Here is a 2,840-nt window from a genome sequence, read left to right on the forward strand (position 1 = left end):
GCGCCGGTTCCGACGGAGGCGGCCGCGCCGGATGCGAGCGCCCCCATGCCGATTACGAATTTGCGTCGTTGCATTAGTGTTCTCTCCGTTGAGTGCGTCCCCATCCCCCAGCGACCGCCGCCAAGAGAGGAACGCCGCAGTCAACCCTATGGCCGTATCCATCCTCGTATTGAGTCGCCTGAACGAGTACAACGACAGTCTGTACGTGCGGTAACGGTCCGTTGTCGCTTCGAGAACGGTCCGAGCGATCGCGATTAACCTGAGTACCCGACCCACGTGCGGTTCGAAGGCGGCTGTGGCTCGTCGCTCGGGGTGAGGGCTCGGCGATTTGTATCCGGATCGGCACCACAAAAAATAGCGTTCGTTCGATCGGAACGGTCCCGTCAGTCGTCAGTTCGGGCCGAACTCGTCGTGGCTGCCGGCGCGGACGCGGATCTCGCCGCTGAGGTCGTTGTCCACATCCTCGTCGGCGTAGTCCCCGGCCTTGACGATCAGACTGACGTTGATCCGTTGTCCGGGTTCGAGCCGGGCTCCCCGGAACGCCTCCGATCCGCCGACGACATCCTCGGGATCCTTATCGAACAGGAGCAGTCCCTCCGGATCGTCGTCGCCGACGCTCGCGGCCGCCCCGTCCCGCGACCACGAGAACAGCTCCGAGTCGTTTGGATCGTCGGCCGCGGCGAGGAGAATCAGTTCGTGGTTTTCCGGGAAGTCCTCGGCGTCGTAGTAGATCTCTATGGGCTGTGGCTTCTTCGTCTGGTTGAGCACGCGGAACGCGGGCGATTGATTGATGTTTGGGTCCGTCGTGATGATGTCTTCGTCGTCGAGCTGTGAGATGTCCTGATCACCGAGCGGGACGTTCCCGCCGCCGAGCCCGCCGACGACGTACGTCGAATTGGGATTGACGCCGTCGCCGCCACCGTCCTCGAGATCGAAGTCGATGTGCAGTTGGCCGTCCTTCTCCGTGACGAGCTCCGTCCCTCCAGCCCGAAGTGCGACCAAGGCGTTGGCGTCGTTGACGACGTTGATGTTTGCTTCGCGTCCGTCCGCCTGCATGGCGGTGAACGCGCCGGTTCCGACGGAGGCGGCCGCGCCGGATGCGAGCGCCCCCATGCCGATTACGAATTTGCGTCGTTGCATAGTGGTAGTACCTTCGATTGCATCCCCACACCCCTAACCGCGAGAGTGAGAACGCCGCACTCGGTCTTATGGGGGTTTTCCCCCTCGTATTGAGCCGTCTGAAGGGATACAACGGCGGGTTGTAGACCGGGTAACGGCCGGTTTGTGACGCAGCCCGGCGCTCACCGGACGACGATCCGATCACGCCGTCGACTCGGTCGATCTCGTCGATCGCTGGCGGTCGATCGACCCCCCGTCCAATCGCGCGCTCGAAAAAATTAGCCGCGTCAGTTCGCGCTGATCTCGACCTGTCCGTCGATCGCGTCGCCGATGGAGCCATCGAAGGCGTTCACGATGAAGGAGATGCCGATCGAATCTCCGGGCTCCATCTCGAACTCGACGTCGTTGTCGATCGGACTCGTCGCGACGCTGACTCGCTGGCCGCTGCCGCCGATCGAACTCTGCAGTTCGAAGGCGTACTCCGTCTCCGATCCACTCTCGATGTCGTCGTTCAACTCGAAGTCGACGGTGACGTCCCGCGTCTCGCCCGATTGATTCAGAATGGCGAAAGCCGACTCGAGGCTCGCCTGTCCGTCGCTCATGTCGGCGGGGTCGTCGTCGGTGACGAGCGTGAACGTCCCGTCGGTGAGGTCCGCCACGCCGTCGGCCTCGACGAACGCGCCGAACTGATACACGGAGTTGACGTTCACGCCGCCGTGCTCTTCGTCGATAGCGATCGTCAGCCCGCTCTCCGCCGTCATCACGCCCGCGATCGACTCGTTCGGGACCAGGCCGATGAGCCCGGCGCTGTCGTCGACGACCGATATGTTCGACTCGCGTTCGAGCTCGCTCGCGCTGAACGCCCCCGTTCCCAGGGTGACGCCGGCGCTGCCGATCAGCCCGCCGAGCCCGATTACGATGTTGCGTCTGTTCATAGATGGTCCGTCCTCGGATGGATTACGCGTCCGCGTCGGTGAAGTCGTCGTGGCTGCCCGCGCGGACGGTGATCTGCCCGCCGAGATCGGTATCCGGATCGGCGTCACCGACGTTGACGATGAGCGTCACGTAGAAGCTGTTGCCGGCTCCGATCGGATCGGAGTACTGCTGGTCGGCGTAGATGATGCTCGCGGATTTGTCGTTTTCGCCGGTCACGTCACCGACGGCCAGGCCCTCTTCTTGGGCCGACGTATCCGTCCCGTCGGGGTAGAACGCGACCAGGTACACCTGGGCGTCATTCGGGAACTCCTCGTTCGCCTCGTAGGCGACTTCGATCTGCTGGTCGTTCCCCGATTGGTTCAGCACCATGAACGCGTACTCGTCCTTGATGGGCGTCTGCGTGTCGATGGCCACGTCCGCGACGTTCGGGCTCACGGTCGGAGCGCCCGGAACGTCGTCGAGATTCCCCATATTGAACCCGCCGAGTCCGCCGACCTGGTAGGTGGAGTTGGGGTTGACGCCGTCGCCGCCGCCGTCGATGTCGAAGTTGATCGCGAGCTGTCCGTCGTCAGTGCCGCTGACGAGCTCCGTCTCGCCGGCCTCGAGGCCGATGAGCGCGTTCTCGTCGGCGACGACGTTGATGTTTGCTTCGCGTCCGTCCGCCTGCATGGCGGTGAACGCGCCGGTTCCGACGGAGGCGGCCGCGCCGGATGCGAGCGCCCCCATGCCGATTACGAATTTGCGTCGTTGCATTAGTGTTCTCTCCGTTGAGTGCGTCCCCATCC

At 63.7% G+C, this 2,840-nt stretch carries 3 protein-coding genes; all 3 read right to left on the bottom strand.

The window, feature by feature from the left end:
- Positions 1-390: 390 nt before the first annotated feature.
- The gene (locus tag R6U53_RS07265) at positions 391-1,140 is read right to left on the bottom strand and encodes a hypothetical protein (RefSeq protein ID WP_410321699.1); all 750 of its coding nucleotides are present in this window, start codon (positions 1,138-1,140) and stop codon (positions 391-393) included.
- Between the two features lie 266 nt (positions 1,141-1,406).
- Positions 1,407-2,054, bottom strand: coding sequence for a hypothetical protein (locus R6U53_RS07270; RefSeq protein WP_410321700.1), 648 nt, complete (start codon positions 2,052-2,054; stop codon positions 1,407-1,409).
- 22 nt (positions 2,055-2,076) lie between these two features.
- Entirely contained in the window at positions 2,077-2,808 is a 732-nt protein-coding gene (locus R6U53_RS07275; protein ID WP_410321701.1) for a hypothetical protein, read from the bottom strand.
- Positions 2,809-2,840: the final 32 nt, after the last annotated feature.

It is taken from the genome of Natronomonas sp. (genome assembly GCF_046483325.1).
Classification (GTDB): domain Archaea; phylum Halobacteriota; class Halobacteria; order Halobacteriales; family Haloarculaceae; genus Natronomonas.